The sequence below is a fragment of the Rosettibacter firmus genome, assembly GCF_036860695.1.
In the GTDB taxonomy this organism is placed as follows: domain Bacteria; phylum Bacteroidota; class Ignavibacteria; order Ignavibacteriales; family Melioribacteraceae; genus Rosettibacter; species Rosettibacter firmus.
Map to the genome: position 1 here is coordinate 1 of NZ_JAYKGJ010000008.1, position 1,936 is coordinate 1,936.

Sequence of the window (1,936 nt, forward strand, 5' to 3'; positions counted from 1 at the left end):
GAATGGATTCGGATAATTACTTGTTGTCAAAACGAATTCTTCATGTTTTGTCGATTCATTATCATTTACCATTTTTTCATTTAGAGAAGCATCATACTGATTACCCAAGAGTATTTCACAATCGGTTAGCAACTCATCTTCAGGAAATTTTTGTTTTAGTTCTTCGTAATAATTTGAAGCTGAATCCCCTGGCTGTTTACACAGTAGTGGAATTCTTCGTAACCGGACTGCCCGTAAAGGGCGAAAAACGGAATAAGCAATAATAGTAAGGCACATCTTGAGAGTTTCATAAAGCACCTCGTGGTTTAGTTTTACTATTTTAGATAAGTTAGTTTTTTAACGGAGAACCCGGAGGATGTATTTAATACTACAAGATATACGCCGCTTGATAAACCGGATGCATTAAAAGCTGTTTTGTGTCTGCCGGCTTGTTTTATGGCGTTTAATAATTCCTTTACCTTTCTTCCCAGTGTATCATATATAGTTATGCTTATTTTACTTTCTTTATTTAATTCATATTCTATTGTTGTTGTTGCGTTAAAAGGATTGGGATACGGGGAATACAACTTAAAACTTGATGGAAGTGAAAGAGATTCATAGTCCACTGAAACCGGGATACCGTTTTCATCTATTAACATATGAGAAACATAAACGGTTTGTTTGTCGTGATATGTAGCAACAAAGAAAAGTGTTTTTCCATCAGCAGTGATTGTGGGGTATGCTTGTCCTCGTTTAGAATATTCCCTAGTAAAATAAAGTGTATCTGCTTGATAACTAATATTGAGTACATATGGGCGAGTATAATCTGAAGAATTTGCTTTCTTATAGCAGACTACTAAATCCTCCTTCAAATAGTATCTACCATCAAGGGTAGTATCCGGCTGCGTGGATAAATAATAAACTTTGGATAAATCTTGAGTTGTGGTTATGCCATAGTCTGAAGAGAAATTTAATCCTTCGCTGGGGAAGTCCTTCACTGTATTATATTGTTTGGTTGTATTGTTATAATAAGAAATATAAGAGGCATTAGGCCTGGTAAATATTATCGTCGTGTCATCCGGAGCAGTTACGCCTGATATTCCATAATAGGGAATATTTACTTCAGGCCCACAGTTAACCGGTTTTCCCCAATCATTTTTAAAACTATCCCAATCACTGTAATACATATGCCATAACGAGCCCATCAACCACGTATAAAACAATCTCTTTCCGCTTGGCGTTATTGCCGGCGTTTGTACAAAATAATCTATATTTATATGTGAACCCAATTTATACGGTGTTGTCCAGCCAGTATCGCTCAGTTCTGTCACTGCTATTCCCGCAACAGAAATGTATAAGGTTTTTCCATCTGCGCTTACTGAAATCCCGTCAACACTTCCAGCCCAGTTGCTTATTGCTTTTATTTCTTCAGGTTTACTCCATACTTCTGTTGCTTGTGGATACTTTTCTCGTGTCTGGGCTAAAAGCATGATTGGTATTACGAGTAAAATTATTATACGTTTCATAACCATCTCTCTTTATAATTGAAGAATAGTATAAAGAACTTTTTCAAATTACATTTTTATGGTAATAGATAAATCCTAAGAAACAGTACAGAAATTTAGAGCCATGATTTTTCATTAAGTAAGTATAACGATTATTTAATCCACTAATAAATATCATCCTCTAAAATGATATCCGCCTAAGGTGGACAAGTTTACCAGCATTTTGTTATTTTTAATTAAAATTCTCAATTTCTTGTTTACTATCACTCTTACCTAAATTATACTGTCTTATTATTAATCAAATAAGAAATAATTTTTATATGAATAATTGTTTTTCGATTTTCTGTTTGAGGATTTATGATAGTTTGTGAAATATTTTTCTGCCCTCTAAGCAAGCAATATTTCCTTTTGCTTTCTGGTTACAACTTAAATCTATTTTTCACTATAGTCAA

At 33.9% G+C, this 1,936-nt stretch carries 1 protein-coding gene; it reads right to left on the reverse strand.

The features are described 5' to 3' along the window. Positions 1-314: 314 nt before the first annotated feature. Positions 315-1,505, reverse strand: a complete 1,191-nt coding sequence (locus VJY38_RS13910) for a T9SS type A sorting domain-containing protein (RefSeq protein ID WP_353681331.1) — start codon at positions 1,503-1,505, stop codon at positions 315-317. Positions 1,506-1,936: the final 431 nt, after the last annotated feature.